The organism is Streptomyces sp. P17, from assembly GCF_032436805.1.
GTDB lineage: Bacteria > Actinomycetota > Actinomycetes > Streptomycetales > Streptomycetaceae > Streptomyces.
This window is the reverse complement of the sequence record NZ_JAVRBF010000022.1, coordinates 72,152-86,725: the sequence shown is the minus strand read 5'-3', so window position 1 is coordinate 86,725 and position 14,574 is coordinate 72,152. Positions and strand designations below refer to the sequence as shown.

Annotated in this window: 10 protein-coding genes and 5 tRNA genes; 8 read left to right on the top strand and 7 right to left on the bottom strand. The window is 68.3% G+C overall.

What is annotated here, in order from left to right:
• Positions 1-381: 381 nt before the first annotated feature.
• A complete protein-coding gene (locus RMT89_RS16555) occupies positions 382-627 on the top strand; it encodes a hypothetical protein (protein WP_315884511.1) in 246 nt (81 codons plus the stop codon).
• Between the two features lie 772 nt (positions 628-1,399).
• Here the strand turns inward: RMT89_RS16555 and RMT89_RS16550 are convergent.
• From RMT89_RS16550 to RMT89_RS16530, 5 genes are all read right to left on the bottom strand, one after another.
• Positions 1,400-1,472: transfer RNA gene (locus RMT89_RS16550), tRNA-Lys, on the bottom strand.
• A gap of 88 nt (positions 1,473-1,560) precedes the next feature.
• A complete protein-coding gene (locus tag RMT89_RS16545) occupies positions 1,561-3,111 on the bottom strand; it encodes an amino acid permease (RefSeq protein WP_315884510.1) in 1,551 nt (516 codons plus the stop codon).
• A 103-nt stretch (positions 3,112-3,214) separates the two neighbouring features.
• Positions 3,215-5,341: a DEAD/DEAH box helicase gene (locus RMT89_RS16540; protein ID WP_315884509.1), complete on the bottom strand. Its 2,127-nt coding sequence runs from the start codon at positions 5,339-5,341 to the stop codon at positions 3,215-3,217.
• Positions 5,342-5,550: 209 nt separating this feature from the next.
• On the bottom strand, positions 5,551-6,096 hold the full coding sequence (locus RMT89_RS16535) for a hypothetical protein (protein WP_315884508.1): 546 nt from the start codon (positions 6,094-6,096) through the stop codon (positions 5,551-5,553).
• 89 nt (positions 6,097-6,185) lie between these two features.
• Positions 6,186-6,536: a metallopeptidase family protein gene (locus RMT89_RS16530; RefSeq protein WP_041819691.1), complete on the bottom strand. Its 351-nt coding sequence runs from the start codon at positions 6,534-6,536 to the stop codon at positions 6,186-6,188.
• Between the two features lie 84 nt (positions 6,537-6,620).
• Between RMT89_RS16530 and RMT89_RS16525 the strand changes: the two genes are divergently transcribed.
• The 4 genes from RMT89_RS16525 to RMT89_RS16510 all read left to right on the top strand — a co-directional run bounded on the left by RMT89_RS16525 (position 6,621) and on the right by RMT89_RS16510 (position 8,535).
• Positions 6,621-8,171, top strand: a complete 1,551-nt coding sequence (locus RMT89_RS16525) for a metallophosphoesterase (RefSeq protein WP_315884507.1) — start codon at positions 6,621-6,623, stop codon at positions 8,169-8,171.
• 80 nt (positions 8,172-8,251) lie between these two features.
• Positions 8,252-8,324 (top strand) — tRNA-Glu (locus tag RMT89_RS16520).
• A gap of 38 nt (positions 8,325-8,362) precedes the next feature.
• Positions 8,363-8,437 (top strand) — tRNA-Asp (locus RMT89_RS16515).
• Positions 8,438-8,461: 24 nt separating this feature from the next.
• Positions 8,462-8,535: transfer RNA gene (locus RMT89_RS16510), tRNA-Phe, on the top strand.
• Between the two features lie 45 nt (positions 8,536-8,580).
• Here the strand turns inward: RMT89_RS16510 and RMT89_RS16505 are convergent.
• A complete protein-coding gene (locus tag RMT89_RS16505; RefSeq protein WP_315884506.1) occupies positions 8,581-8,892 on the bottom strand; it encodes an amphi-Trp domain-containing protein in 312 nt (103 codons plus the stop codon).
• A 155-nt stretch (positions 8,893-9,047) separates the two neighbouring features.
• Between RMT89_RS16505 and hrpA the strand changes: the two genes are divergently transcribed.
• The 3 genes from hrpA to RMT89_RS16490 all read left to right on the top strand — a co-directional run bounded on the left by hrpA (position 9,048) and on the right by RMT89_RS16490 (position 13,670).
• On the top strand, positions 9,048-12,992 hold the full coding sequence (hrpA, locus tag RMT89_RS16500; protein WP_315884505.1) for an ATP-dependent RNA helicase HrpA: 3,945 nt from the start codon (positions 9,048-9,050) through the stop codon (positions 12,990-12,992).
• 95 nt (positions 12,993-13,087) lie between these two features.
• A tRNA-Asp gene (locus RMT89_RS16495) sits at positions 13,088-13,162 on the top strand.
• A gap of 292 nt (positions 13,163-13,454) precedes the next feature.
• Positions 13,455-13,670 (top strand): DUF6274 family protein, encoded by a 216-nt coding sequence (locus RMT89_RS16490; protein WP_315884504.1) that lies wholly within the window; start codon positions 13,455-13,457, stop codon positions 13,668-13,670.
• Between the two features lie 451 nt (positions 13,671-14,121).
• Here RMT89_RS16490 and bldC read toward each other — a convergent pair whose 3' ends face one another.
• Positions 14,122-14,328, bottom strand: a complete 207-nt coding sequence (gene bldC / locus RMT89_RS16485; protein WP_003949541.1) for a developmental transcriptional regulator BldC — start codon at positions 14,326-14,328, stop codon at positions 14,122-14,124.
• Positions 14,329-14,574 lie beyond the last annotated feature (246 nt).

Here is a 14,574-nt window from a genome sequence, read left to right as displayed (position 1 = left end):
TGTGGCACTTGGGGGCAGCAAACATGCGATGGCGGCCTAGCTGCTCACACAGCAGCGCATCGTGGTCAGCCCAGGATGGCGTCCCGCCGGGTGGTGTAGCCGATCAACGGACCGGAACTCGCAGGTCACGCCGGGTACTTCGACCGGCTGAGGCACTCCCCGCGCCTGACCGGGCCACTTCGCGTGCCGCGCCAACGGAGAGATCATCGCGAGCCAGGTACCGGAAGGCGAAGCGCATGATCGCTTACACCACCTCGCGGGACGCGACCCAGCCCAGCGCGCGAGTAGAGAAGAATAGGAGTACCTTTTGGTATCAGAGAGGGTGCGAGCATGAGAATCACAGAGGAAGCCCGCGGTCGGACAACCCGTACAACCGCTCCGTTGAAGGTCGATGCAGCCATAGACGAGCTGATCGCGGACGGCGCCCATTTTCTGGGGATGACGAAGAAGGACCTGGTCGCCGAGGCCGTCCGAACCTACTTGGAGATCCGCCGTGAGGAGGTTCGGGCCAGCATGTTGGAGAAGATGCGCAAGCTGGACGGATCCGTGGAATCTAGCGTCTCGCTGCTCACCGGACTGTCACCGGAGCGGATCAAGGAACTCGGCGGAGTAGGCGAGGACGACTGATCCGTGCGGCCCGCTCGACCTACCCTCCGCGCGCTCCGCGAGGACTTGAAACTACCGCTACCGTCAGCCCGGGAATCGCTCGACGAGCTGGATCATCCGATCTTGGCCAAGGCCCGGGAACACTTCGCCGACGACGGGGCCGGGCACGAGCGCATCCGATCGATCGATGACGAGGTGCTCTTCAAGGTCAAGGTCCAACGCTGGCGCGGAGCGTTCTGGACCGACGAGGATCTGCCCTGGCTGATCGCTGCGGGGCGGCGCGAGGATGGTTCACCAGACGACTTCTACTCAGCCCTGGAGACGACCGCGAGGGCCGCACGAGCCCACTACAACGCCAACAACCGCCAGCCCCTGAGCACCACACCGTACGTCGGGCGTCTCCTCCCCGACACCAGAACGACCGTGATCGCTACCAACTCGAGGCCGGTGCCCGGCTCGTCCGCGATCTCGCTGCGGCTGTCCGGGAGCTGGCTCGTGGATCACTGCACGACGGACATGAGCACGCCGCCGACTTTCCCGCTTTCCGCCTCGGCATCCTCGTACGCGCCGACGACGGCCATGAGACCTATGCTGCGGTGCGCATCACCGCCACAAAGGGGACCACGCCTACGGCGGCGAACCCCAAGCAAGGACGCGGTGGCTGAAGAAGCCACGCTGCCTGTTGGCACACCCGCTCACGCAGACGGATCCACACATGGCGTGGCCCCGGCCAGGAGGACTGGTCGGGGCCACGAAACCGCTGGTCAGAGCCACAGAACGGCCCTGGCCTCGGTAGGCCCTGTGGGACTCGAACCCACAACCAATGGATTAAAAGTCCACTGCTCTGCCAATTGAGCTAAGGGCCCAGGCGATGTTGCCTCCACGAGCATAGCCGGACGTGGCCGTGTCTCCGATCGGGTATCGGGGACACGGCCGCGTCCGGTGGGTGAAGGGTTACGGATCGACCGGTTCGGGTGCGCCGGCGCGGGCCGCCTCGCGGGCGATCGTGCGCTCGTGCTCGGGGTTGAGGAACCAGTGCCGGGCCGAGGCCAGCCACCAGGTGGCGGCGAAGCCGAGGACGACCAGGACGGCGACCGGGGCGTAGTTGAAGGTCTCCGCGGTGACCGGGGAGACCTGCGGCAGCATGAACAGGACCGTGATCACGGCGACCCACGCCACCGCCACCACGCCGATCGCCCTCGACCAGCGCCCCAGATGCCAGGGCCCCCGCTCGAAGGCCTCGCCCTTGCGCAGCCGCAGCAACGTCGGGATGACGTAGGCGATGTAGAGGCCGATCACCGCGATCGAGGTCACCGCCGCGTACGCCGTGACATTGATCAGATACGGCAGACCCAGCAGCAGGGCCCCGCCGGCCGCCAGCCAGACCGCCGCAACCGGCGTGCGGGTGCGCGGGCTGACCGTGTGCCACACCCGCGAGAACGGCAGCGCGCCGTCGCGCGAGAAGGCGTAGATCATGCGACTGTTGGCCGTCACCGACGCCATCCCGCAGAACAGCTGCGCTCCGATCACGACCAGAAGCAGCAGCTTGCCCGCGGTCGCGCCGAGCGCGTCGAGCAGGATCTGGGCGGGCGGCGCGCCGGTCGGGGAGGTGAGGGCTCCCTCGTACGACTGGATCGCGAAGGTGAAGCCGAGGAGGAGCACGAAGCCCGCGATCCACGACGTCCAGATGGACTGCACGATGCCCTTCGGACCCGCCGTCGACGCGTCGTGGGTCTCCTCGGTCATATGGGCGGAGGCGTCGTAGCCGGTGAAGGTGTACTGGGCCATCAGCAGGCCGATCAGGACGACGTAGAAGCTGCTCCCCCAGCCCGTGTTGTTCACGAACTCGCCGAAGACGAAGGACGCGGACTGGTGCTCGTCCGGTGCGAAGGTCAGGGCGCCGACGATGACCGCGACCCCGATGACGTGCCACCACACGCTCACGCTGTTCAGCAGCGCGACGATCCGCACGCCGAAGGTGTTCAGCAGACCGTGCAGGACCAGGATCCCGGCGAACAGCAGGATCGTGCGGCAGGGAGTGACCTCGAAGTCGAACTGGAGATTCAGATACGCGCCGAGGAAGGACGCGGCGCCGAAGTCGATACCGGCGGTCACCGCGACCTGGCCCAGCACGTTGAACCAGCCCGTGAACCAGGCCCAGGCGGCCGCGGTCCGGGGCGGGGCGAGCCGGTGGGCCCAGAAGTACAGACCGGCGGAGGTCGGATACGCCGAGCAGATCTCGGCCATCGCGAGCCCGACGAACAGCGTCATCAGCCCGACGGCCACCCAGCCCCAGGTGATCACCGCCGGGCCGCCGGTGTTCATGCCGAACAGGTACAGCGTCAGACATCCCGACAGCACCGAGATGATCGTGAAGGAGACCGCGTAGTTGGAGAACGCCGACATGCGGCGGGCAAGAACCTGCGTGTAGCCGAGCTGGGCCAGCCGCTCTTCGTCGGAGAGCTTTCCCTCCGACGGCCCGCTCACTATGGCGTCATCTGTCATGTCCCCAGCGATTCCCTCGCGGGGCCTGTGACATGCGTCACGGTTGGCTAAAAAAGGCCCGCACGACCGAAATCGTGCGGGCCTTTCTGTCTACGGCTCAGGATCAGCCGTTGCGCTTCCAGCGCGGCTTGTCCTCGCGGCGGCCGAAGGAGCCGGTGCCGCGGTGGTCGTCACGGCGGCCGTACGGACGCTCGTGGCTGGGGCGGTCGTGGCCGCCGGTGCGGAAGCCCGGACGGTCGCCCTGGCGGTCGCGGTTGAACGGACGGTCGCTGCCACGGTGACCGCCGCGCTCGTCACGGCGGTCGAAGGAACGGCCCGGACGGTCGTCACGGCGGAAGCCGCCGCCGCGGTTGTCATCGCGGCGCTCGAACGAACGACCGCCACCACGGTTGTCGTCACGACGCTCGAAGGAGCGACCACCACGGTCGTCACGACGGTCACCACGGTCGTCACGGCGGAAGCCGCCACCACGGTTGTCATCGCGACGCTCGAACGAACGACCGCCACCACGGTTGTCGTCACGACGCTCGAAGGAGCGACCACCACGGTCGTTGTCCCGGCGCTCGAAGGAACGGCCACCACGGTCGTCGCGACGGTCGTCACGGCGGTCGTCACGGCGGAAGCCGCCACGGTCGTTGTCCCGACGGTCGTCCCGGCGGAAGCCACCACGGTCGTTGTCACGGCGCTCACGACGCTCGTACGGCGCCGAGGACTCCGTACGCTCGACGCGCTCCACGTCCTGGGCCACCGGCTGCTCCGGCACGGCGATCTCCGCCGCGGCCAGCGCCGCCTGCGCCTCGGCCACCGCGGCCTCCGGGTCCTCGCCGCGCTCACGGGCGACCCGGGCGACGAGGCGGTCGGCCTCCTCGCGCAGCTCGGACGCGCGCCGCTGCGCACGCTCCAGCTGCTTGGTCAGGTGGGCGACCTCGCGCTCGGCCTGCTGCGCGGCGTTGCCCGCGGACTCCGCCTGCACCTCGGTCATCGAACGGGCGCCGGTGATCTCGGCGACCTCCGGGTCGAAGGCGGCGCCGCCCTGGATGATGTGGCGACCGGCGTCGACGCCCGCGTCCTCCATCAGACGGAAGATCTGACGGCGCTGGTGCGGCAGCGACAGCGACACGACGGTGCCGGTGCGGCCGGCACGGGCCGTACGGCCCGCACGGTGCAGGTAGTCCTTGTGGTCACCGGCCGGGTCCACGTTCAGCACCAGGTCGATGCCGTCGACGTGGATACCGCGGGCGGCGACGTCGGTGGCGACGAGCGCGTTGACGTAGCCCTTCTTGAAGTCCTCCAGCACACGGGTGCGCGCGCCCTGCGTCATACCGCCGTGCAGCGCGTCGGCCTTCACACCGGCGTCGCACAGCTGCTCGGCGATACGGTCGGCGCCCAGCTGGGTGCGGACGAAGATGATGGTGCGGCCCTTGCGGGAGGCGATCGCGGCGGTGACCGGCGCCTTGTCCTTGGGCTTCACGATCAGGATGTGGTGCGACATGGTCGTGACGTTGCCCTGGGCACTGTCGACCTCGTGCGTGACCGGGTTGGTCAGGTAGCGCTTGACCAGCGTGGAGATCTCGTTCTCCATCGTGGCCGAGAACAGCATCCGCTGGCCGCCGGCCGGGATCTGGTCGAGCAGCTCGGTAACCTCGGGCAGGAAGCCCAGGTCGGACATCTGGTCGGCCTCGTCGAGGACGGCGACCTCGACGTTCTCCAGGGAGCAGGCACCGCGGTTGATGATGTCGCGCAGACGGCCCGGGGTGGCGACGAGGATGTCGACGCCGCGCTCCAAGGCGTAGATCTGGTTGCCCATCGACGTACCGCCGCAGACGACCTTCATCTTCAGGCCGAGGACGTCGCCGTAGGGCTGGAGCGCGTCCGCGACCTGCATCGCGAGCTCACGGGTCGGGGTGAGGATGACCGCGCGCGGGCGGTGCTTCTCGGTACGGCCGCCGGACAGCCGGGTCAGGGTCGGCAGACCGAAGGAGAGGGTCTTGCCGGAGCCGGTGCGGCCACGGCCGAGGATGTCCTTGCCGGCCAGGGCGTCCGGGATGGTGGCGGCCTGGATCGGGAAGGGGGTGGTCACGCCGTTCTGCGCGAGCTTGCGCACGACGCCCTCGGGGAGACCGAGGTCCGCGAAGGTGACCTCGGGGGTCTCCTCGACGGTCTCGTTCTCGACGAGTACGTCCTCGCCGTTCTCGGGCAGGACGATGTGATCAGAACTGGAAATGGACATGCGTATGCGAAACCTTCCGGAGTCTCGTCGGCACGCGCCCGTCAACTCCGTGATTTCGCAATACGACCGCCTCTATGCGGTCAGCCACGGCAAGGGAGAGAACGCGCCACACGGCGCGCTCTTCTATGGCGCCGGGCAAATGAATCAAACGATCTATAACCATACGCACCCCCCACCCCCGAAGGCAAACCGAGCCCGCTAGACGTGGGTCACACCGGCTCCCCGGCCCGAGGAGCCGGCTCCCGCTGCACCATCTGCGGCCCCGCCTCCCCGTGCGCCGAGGACGACGGCTCGGCGACCGTCGGCGTGGGCGTGACCGTCGGCTCCGGCGGCGTGGGCGTCGGCGTCGGTTCCGCCGGGCGGGTGGGCGTCGGCGGCGCCTTGGTCGGCTCGGGCGGCTCGGGCGGCTCCCCCGGCTTCGCCGTCCCGCCCGGCTTGCCCGGCTTGGGGGCACCCCCGCTCGGCTCGGCGGACGCGGACGCCGAGGGCGACGCCGACTCCCCGCCGTCCTTGTCGCCCTTCCCCTTGCCGTCCCTCCTGCCCGGCTTGCCGTCCGCCGCCGCGGCCCCGTACCCGGCACCGCCGCCGGACACCGCCGTCCCTCCATCGGGCGCCTTCCCGCCACGCTGCCCGGCGGACTGCGAGGGCTTCGCGCCCCCGCCGGCGCCGTCGTCGCCCACGCTCATACAGCCGGCGGCAGCGGCGACGGCCATCACCGTGGCGGCCAGACGGACGGGTACGTACAAGGGGCGCACGGGCAGCCACCTCCGGTGGAGGATGAAGGAGTCAACCTCCCCAACTCCCCCCGCCCACAAGAGGACACGCGACCCGTATCAGCGGGCGCTCACCCGTACCCGAGTGCGTGCAACCGGGCGTCGTCGATCCCGAAGTGATGCGCGATCTCGTGCACGACCGTCACCTCGGTCTCCGCGACCACGTCCTCCCGCGAATCGCACATCCGCAGCGTCGGCCCCCGGTAGATCGTGATCCGGTCCGGCAGCACACCCGCGTACCACTCCCCCCGGTCCGTCAGCGGCGTCCCCTCGTACAGCCCGAGCAGCTCGGGATCGTCGGCGGGCGGTTCGTCCTCGACGAACACCGCGACGTTGTCCATCAGCCGCGTCAGCTCCGGCGGGATCCGGTCCAGCGCCTCGGCGACCAGTTCCTCGAACTCCTCGCGCGTCATCTCCAGCACAGGCCCATTGTCCGGTACGAGACGTCCGTACGAGAGCCGCCGGTGCCCGGCATATCCACCCGCGCACTTGGGCATACGGGACCAATGGCCCGCGTCCCCGCCGCAGTCCTGACCGCCGCCAACCGGATACGAAGGGTCCCGCGCGCCCTGACCCGCCACTACCGCGCCCGCCAGGCACCCAGCACGATCCAGCTCGTCCCGCAGCCCCACCCCTGGGGCCGCGCCCTCGGCCTGGTCACCGTCGTGCTGCTCGGCGCCTGGCTCGGCCTGCTGATCGTCGGCAACGTGCGCGTGTCCGTCGGCCCCATGAACACCACGATGACCCTGCGCCCGTCCGTCAGCGGCGGCACGAAGATCAACGTCTCTCCGCTCGGTGCCCTCCAGCTGGACAGCCACGTCGCCCCCGTCCGCCTCGACGTCAACGTCGACCAGCTCGACCCCGAGCGCGCCCAGGCCCTGGTCGACTACCCCGAACGCCTCTCCGGCCTCCAGGACGAAATCGCCCAGGACGTCGCCCGCGGCACCCGCGACCTGGCCATCCGCTCCTGTGTCGCCGTCGTCACCGGCGCCACCGCACTGGGCCTCGCCGTCTACCGCCGCCCCCGGCGCGCCCTCGCCGCAGGCGGGCTCGCCCTCGCCCTGCTCGCCGCCTCCGGCGGCACCGCGGCCGCCACCTGGAACCCGAACTCGGTCCTGGAACCCAAGTTCTCCGGACTCCTGTCCTCCGCGCCCTCCCTGGTCGGCGACGCCCGCAGCATCGTCACCGAATTCGACGTCTACCAGAAGGAGTTGGCCCGCCTGGTGACGAACGTGACCAAGCTGTACGACGCCACCTCCACCCTCCCCACCTATCAGCCCGACCCCACCACGATCCGCGTGCTGCACGTGTCGGACATCCACCTCAACCCGGCGAGCTGGAAGATCATCGCCTCGCTGGTGGAGCAGTACCAGGTCAATGTGATCGTCGACTCCGGTGACACCATGGACCACGGCTCGGCGGCCGAGAACGGCTTCCTGGACCCCATCGAGGACCTCGGCGCGCCGTATGTGTGGGTCCGGGGCAACCACGACTCGATGATCACTCAGCAGTACCTGGAAGATCTCAAGAACGTGCGCGTCCTGGACGACGGCAGGGCCCGGACCGTCGCGGGCCTGCGCTTCGCCGGCATCGGCGACCCCCAGTTCACCCCCGACCGCACGAACAAACCGGGCGCCGAGGCCTCCCAGGAACTGACCGGCGCCCGCCTCGCCTCGGCCCTGCGCGACCAGCAGGCCGCCGGCACCCCGGTGGACGTGGCCATCGCCCACGAACCGTCGGCGGCGCGCGAGGTGGACGGCGTGGTGCCGCTGGCCCTGGCGGGCCACCTCCACCGCAACGGGATGGAGATCCTGGAGCAGGGCACCCGCCTGCGCAACGAGGGCTCGACGGGCGGCAGCGGTCTACGAGCGGTCGAGGGCAAGTATCCCGACCCGATCGAGGCCTCGATCCTCTACTTCGACCGGGACACCAAGCGCCTCCAGGCCTGGGACGAGATCGAACTGGGCGGTCTGGGCCTGACGACAGCCGAGGTCAGCCGACACCTCCCGGAGGAAAACCAGCCGGGCAACACCCCGACCCCCTCACCCTCCCCGTAAACCGTTTTGGCGATCCCTCCCGCCATCCCATATGCTTCTCACGTCCCCGACGCGCTGAGAAGCGCCCAGGCGGGCCGATAGCCCTCATCGTCTAGCGGCCTAGGACGCCGCCCTTTCAAGGCGGTAGCACGGGTTCGAATCCCGTTGGGGGCACGCAGTACCGTGTGCGACACTGTCGTACGCAACAGCTTGGTCCTGTGGAGCAGTTTGGAGTGCTCGCCACCCTGTCAAGGTGGAGGCCGCGGGTTCAAATCCCGTCAGGACCGCTGAGGTTTCCTCGGAAGCCTCGTGGCTGGGTAGCTCAGTTGGTACGAGCGTCCGCCTGAAAAGCGGAAGGTCGCCGGTTCGACCCCGGCCCCAGCCACAACCCCAAGGGCCCCGACCAAACGGTCGGGGCCCTTGATCTTTCTCAGGCTCGGGCCTTCTTCGCTGTGGTCCGCTTTGCCGTGGTCCGCTTCGCGGCTCCGGCTTCGGGCGTCGTCGGCGGCGTCGGCGTCGTCGTCGGCCACTTGAGTTCGATCTCCAGCTCGATCTCCCCGTCCCCGACCTCAAGCTCGATCTCGCTGTGCAGCTCGGACGGGATCCGCAGGCTCAATGTCCAGGGCTCCAGTTCCAGCTCGGCGTCCTCGCCCTGCCTCAGCGCGGAGGCGAGCGCCGCGAGCTGATCTGCCGCCTCAAGGCGTGACAGCGAGCGCTTCTGCTCAATCCTGAGGTCACTCATGGCGTCTCCGATCCAGCGCGCGAAGTGCTGACACCGCCATTCTCGGGCCGTGTGCCGAGTCGGACATCTTCGCGGTGACGTGTGGTGATCACCGCGAGGCCCACCCCCAAAAGCGTTCGCCCCTTCTTTGGCCGGGATGAGATCCTGGACCGCGTATGTCTACGCACCCTGCCCCCGCCCTCGGCGCCCTCGCCCCCCGCCTGACCGAGCTCTCCCTGCGCGATGCGCATCGGATCGGTCGGCGGCTCGAAGGTGCGCGCAAGATCCGCAAGCCGGAGGCCCGGGCCGCCGTGCTCGCCGAGATCGAGGCCGACGTCGCCAAGGCCGAGGAGCGGATGGGTGAGCGGCGTGCCCAGGTGCCGGCCGTCACGTATCCCGAGCAGCTGCCCGTCAGCCAGAAGAAGGACATGATCGCGGCCGCCATCCGCGATCACCAGGTCGTCATCGTCGCCGGTGAGACCGGGTCCGGCAAGACCACCCAGATCCCGAAGATCTGCTTGGAGCTCGGGCGTGGTGTCCGCGGCATGATCGGGCACACCCAGCCCCGCCGTATCGCCGCCCGTACCGTCGCCGAGCGCGTGGCCGAGGAGATGAACACCCCGCTCGGTGAGGCCGTCGGCTGGAAGGTGCGGTTCACCGACCAGGTGAACCCGGACGCCACCTTCATCAAGCTGATGACGGACGGCATCCTGCTCGCGGAGATCCAGACCGACCGCGAGCTGCGCGCCTACGACACGATCATCATCGACGAGGCCCACGAGCGGTCCCTCAACATCGACTTCCTGCTCGGCTATCTCGCGCAGTTGCTGCCGAAGCGGCCGGATCTGAAGGTCGTGATCACTTCCGCGACCATCGATCCCGAGCGGTTCTCGCGGCATTTCGGGGACGCCCCGATCATCGAGGTCAGCGGGCGGACGTATCCCGTCGAGGTGCGCTATCGCCCGCTCCTCGAAGAGGACTCCGACGACGCCGACCGGGATCAGATCACCGCCATCTGCGATGCCGTCGAGGAGCTCCAGGCCGAGGGCAAGGGCGACATCCTCGTCTTTCTCTCCGGTGAGCGGGAGATCCGGGACACCGCCGACGCGCTGGAGAAGAAGAAGTACCGGTTCACGGAAGTACTGCCGCTGTACGCCCGGCTCTCGCATGCCGAGCAGCACCGCGTGTTCCAGCCGCACACCGGGCGCAGGATCGTTCTGGCGACCAACGTCGCCGAGACCTCGCTGACGGTCCCCGGGATCAAGTACGTCATCGACCCGGGCTTCGCCCGCATCAGCCGCTACAGCCACCGCACCAAGGTCCAGCGGCTCCCCATCGAGCCGATCTCGCAGGCCAGCGCCAACCAGCGCAAGGGCCGGTGCGGACGGACCAGCGACGGTGTCTGTATCCGCCTGTACTCCGAGGACGACTTCCTCGCCCGGCCCGAGTTCACCGACGCCGAGATCCTCCGTACGAACCTCGCGTCCGTCATCCTGCAGATGACCGCGGCTGGTCTCGGTGACATCGAGAAGTTCCCCTTCATCGATCCGCCGGACCACCGCAACATCCGTGACGGCGTCCAACTCCTCCAGGAACTGGGCGCGTTGGACCCGGCGCAGAAGGACGTACGCAAGCGGCTCACCGACACCGGCCGCAAGCTGGCCCAGCTGCCGGTCGACCCGCGCCTCGCCCGCATGGTGCTGGAGGCCGACAAGAACGGCTGTGTCCGCGAAGTCATGGTGATAGCCGCCGCGCTGTCCATCCAGGACCCGCGCGAGCGCCCCGCCGACAAGCAGGCCCAGGCCGACCAGCAGCATGCCCGCTTCAAGGACGAGACCAGCGACTTCCTCGCCTGTCTCAACCTGTGGCGTTACATCCGCGAGCAGCAGAGGGAGCGGGGCTCCTCCTCCTTCCGGCGCATGTGCAAGCGGGAGTACCTCAACTTCCTGCGGATCCGTGAGTGGCAGGACATCTACAGCCAACTGCGCACGGTCGCCAAGCAGATGGGCATCCATCTCAACGAGGAGGACGCGGCCGACCAGAGCGTCCATGTCTCCCTCCTCGCCGGTCTGCTCTCGCACATCGGCATGAAGGACGTGAAGGACGGCAACAAGAACGAGTACCTGGGCGCCCGCAGCGCCAAGTTCGCGATCTTCCCGGGCTCGGCCCTCTTCAAGAAGCAGCCGCGTTTCGTGATGTCCGCCGAGCTGGTGGAGACCTCCCGCCTCTGGGCCCGTGTCAACGCCAAGATCGAGCCGGAGTGGGTCGAGCCGCTCGCCGAGCACCTCCTCAAACGGACGTACAGCGAACCGCACTGGGAGAAGGACCAGGCGGCGGTGATGGCGTACGAGAAGGTCACGCTGTACGGCGTCCCGATCGTCGCCCAGCGCAAGGTGAACTACGGCCGGATCGCCCCGGAGACAAGTCGCGAGCTGTTCATCCGCAACGCGCTCGTCGAGGGCGACTGGCGCACGCACCACAAGTTCTTCGCCGACAACCGCAAGCTGCTGAGCGAGGTCGAGGAGCTCGAACACCGCGCCCGGCGGCGGGACATCGTCGTCGACGACGAGACCCTCTTCGACTTCTACGACCAGCGGGTGCCCGAACACGTCGTGTCCGGCGCCCACTTCGACTCCTGGTGGAAGCGGAAGCGGCATGAGCAGCCGGACTTCCTGGACTTCGAGCGGGAGATGCTCATCCGGGAGTCGGCGGAAGCGGTCACCAAGGCCGACTATCCGGACTCCTGGCGGCAGGGGCAACTGAAGTTCCGGGTGACGTACCAGTTCGAGCCGGGCGCGGACGCGGACGGTGTGACGGTCCACATCCCGCTCCAGGTGCTCAACCAGGTCACGGACGAGGGCTTCGACTGGCAGATCCCGGGCCTCAGGGAAGAGGTCGTCACCGAGCTGATCCGCTCACTGCCGAAGCCGATCCGCCGTAACTACGTGCCCGCGCCGAACTTCGCGAAGCGGTTCCTCGATACGGCCGTCCCGCTCCAGGAGCCTTTGACGGTCACGATGGCGCGCGAACTGAAGCGCATGGTCGGCGTGCCCTTCGAGGCGGACGACTTCGACTGGTCCAAGGTGCCCGATCACCTCCGGATCACCTTCCGGATCGTCGACGAGCGCCGTCGCAAGCTGGCGGAGGACAAGGATCTGGAGGCGCTGAAGCTCCGGCTGAAGCCGAAGGCGCGCCAGGCGCTGTCCCAGGCGGCCGCGGCGACGGCGTCCCGGGAGGGCGGCGAGTCGCTGGAGCGCAAGGGCCTCACGGACTGGACGATCGGCACGCTGACCCGGGTCTTCGAGACCCGCCGCGCCGGCCAGCCGGTCAAGGCGTACCCGGCGCTGGTGGACGACGGCGACACGGTCTCCGTACGCCTCTTCGACACGGAGGCGGAGCAGGCGCAGGCGATGTGGCAGGGCACGCGACGTCTGATCCTGCGCAACATCCCCGTCAACCCTGCGAAGTTCGCGAGCGATCACCTGACGAACGCCCAGAAGCTGGCGCTGTCGGCGAATCCGCACGGTTCGGTCCAGGCCCTGTTCGACGACTGCGCGATGGCGGCGGCGGACAAGCTGATCGGCGACTTCGGGGGGCCGGCGTGGGACGAGGAGTCGTACCGGAAGCTGTACGAGAAGGTCCGCGCCGAGATCGTGGACACGACCGTGCGTACGGTCGGGCAGGTGCAGCAGGTACTTGCCGCCTGGCAGGCCTGTGAGCGCCGTCTGAAGGCCGTACAGAGCCCGGCGCTGCTGGCGAACCTCACCGACGTCCGTAAGCAGCTCAACGCGCTGGTGAAGCCGGGGTTCGTCACGGCAGCGGGGATTCGGCGGCTGCCGGACCTGATGCGGTACCTGGTGGCCGCGGACCGGCGCCTGCAGCAGATGCCGACCAACGTCCAGCGGGACACGACCCGTATGGAGAAGGTCCATGAGATGCAGGACGAGTACGCCTGGCTGCTGGAACAGATGCCGCAGGGCCGCCCGGTCCCGCAGCAGGTGCTCGACGTCCGCTGGATGATCGAGGAACTCCGGGTCAGCTATTTCGCCCACGCGCTCGGCACGGCGTACCCGGTCTCGGACAAGCGGATCGTGAAGACGATCGACACGCTGGCACCGTAACGGCACCTGCACAGAGGGTGAGTTCGACCAGGACACCCACCCTCCTGTACAGTCTCTTCTCGCAGCGCAACGCAGCAATGAGCGCCGCGAAACCTGGTCCTGTGGAGCAGTTTGGAGTGCTCGCCACCCTGTCAAGGTGGAGGCCGCGGGTTCAAATCCCGTCAGGACCGCATCTACGAAGCAGAGCCCGTCCCACCAGGGAACGGGCTCTGCTCATGTCAACACCGTCGCCACCCTGTCAAGGGGGAGGCCGCGCCCGCGGCGCAGCCGCCCTCGGGTACAGCAAATCCCGTCAGGACCGCATCGAAGAAAGTGCCCGGGTCATACGACCCGGGCACTTCTGCGTTTGCCCTCAAGGAGCCCTCGGCGGCCTCAAGGCGCCCCGCGCCGTCTTGACGGCGTCACATTCGCTCGGTACCCAGAAACCAGGGCTCCTTCTCCGTACGGCCCTGGAGGTGGCGTATGGCGGCTTCGGCCAGGCACGAGACGCGGGCGTTGCTCCGTGCGCATCTGGCGGCCGCCACCTCCTACCGGCATCTCACCCGGCACTGTCCGATCTGCCATCAGCTGCTGCGGCTCGCGATGGACTCCGCGCCGGCGGCCGCGGACCGCATACCCGACCGCGTACCCGACGAGCCCGTCGAGCCCGTCGAGGACGAGAGCCCCACCCCCGCGTGACCCTCGCGGGCCCCAACACCCCCGCCACCGTGGGGCGCTGGAGCGCGTGCTTCCTCTAGCGCACATACGCCAAGGGCAACAAGCTCCCTGGCATGTGACGGGTGTCACCGCATGAGTTTCCGAAACCGCGGTACTTACACCCCACCTACAACTGGTCAATTTAATATGTGCAATTGCACCACCCCGGAGGGTGCGTCCACAGGAGATCCGACACCCCTCCCCAGGCTCCGACAAGGCCCCACACAGTGCCCCCCGCAAGCCTGGGTTCCGCACACAAAAAAGATCGCGCTGGACCCGGCGGAGTCCAGCGCGATCTACGACGCACCCTGTCAGTTGCCTGAAGCCTTGGGCGTGGGTCCTGTTGGGGCAGTACCCGCGTCGCTTGGAGCTGTAGGTTCCGGACGCGTCGGCATGTTGGGGGACCTGCCGATTTGCCCGGTTATGAAGTTGTTCAGGCCTCGCTGCGCTGCTGCGGGATGCCCGCGAGCAGAGCGCGGACCTCAGCCTCGCGGTAACGGCGGTGCCCGCCGAGCGTACGGATGGACGTAAGCTTTCCGGCCTTCGCCCACCGCGTGACCGTCTTCGGGTCCACACGGAACATGGTGGCGACCTCAGCCGGGGTCAGCAGCGGCTCGGCATCAGGGGTGCGAGCGGTCATGAGCGGCCTCCTCGGGAGAACCGAACCTTCTCGGTTCTTTCCTCTAAATTCTGCACCTTGACCCGCGTTGCCCGAAATGGCGGACGCGAGTCGAGTCGGTTATAGGACGAACGGCTTGTCCTCGGCACTACAACTACACCATCTGTCCAGCCGCGTCGGCCAAACCGATGGAATTGCCCCTCCAGGTGTTCATCAGCGACGGAAGCCGATGGACCATGCCATAGCGGACAGTCACGCCACTGTGAC

What these genes read in the sequence shown, in the direction of transcription:
- RMT89_RS16545 (WP_315884510.1), bottom strand. Translation starts at nt 3,111, where the DNA reads ATGACAGATGACGCCATAGTGAGCGGGCCGTCGGAGGGAAAGCTCTCC.
- RMT89_RS16540 (WP_315884509.1), bottom strand. Translation starts at nt 5,341, where the DNA reads ATGTCCATTTCCAGTTCTGATCACATCGTCCTGCCCGAGAACGGCGAG.
- RMT89_RS16525 (WP_315884507.1), top strand. Translation starts at nt 6,621, where the DNA reads ATGGCCCGCGTCCCCGCCGCAGTCCTGACCGCCGCCAACCGGATACGA.
- RMT89_RS16505 (WP_315884506.1), bottom strand. Translation starts at nt 8,892, where the DNA reads ATGAGTGACCTCAGGATTGAGCAGAAGCGCTCGCTGTCACGCCTTGAG.
- hrpA (WP_315884505.1), top strand. Translation starts at nt 9,048, where the DNA reads ATGTCTACGCACCCTGCCCCCGCCCTCGGCGCCCTCGCCCCCCGCCTG.
- RMT89_RS16490 (WP_315884504.1), top strand. Translation starts at nt 13,455, where the DNA reads ATGGCGGCTTCGGCCAGGCACGAGACGCGGGCGTTGCTCCGTGCGCAT.
- bldC (WP_003949541.1), bottom strand. Translation starts at nt 14,328, where the DNA reads ATGACCGCTCGCACCCCTGATGCCGAGCCGCTGCTGACCCCGGCTGAG.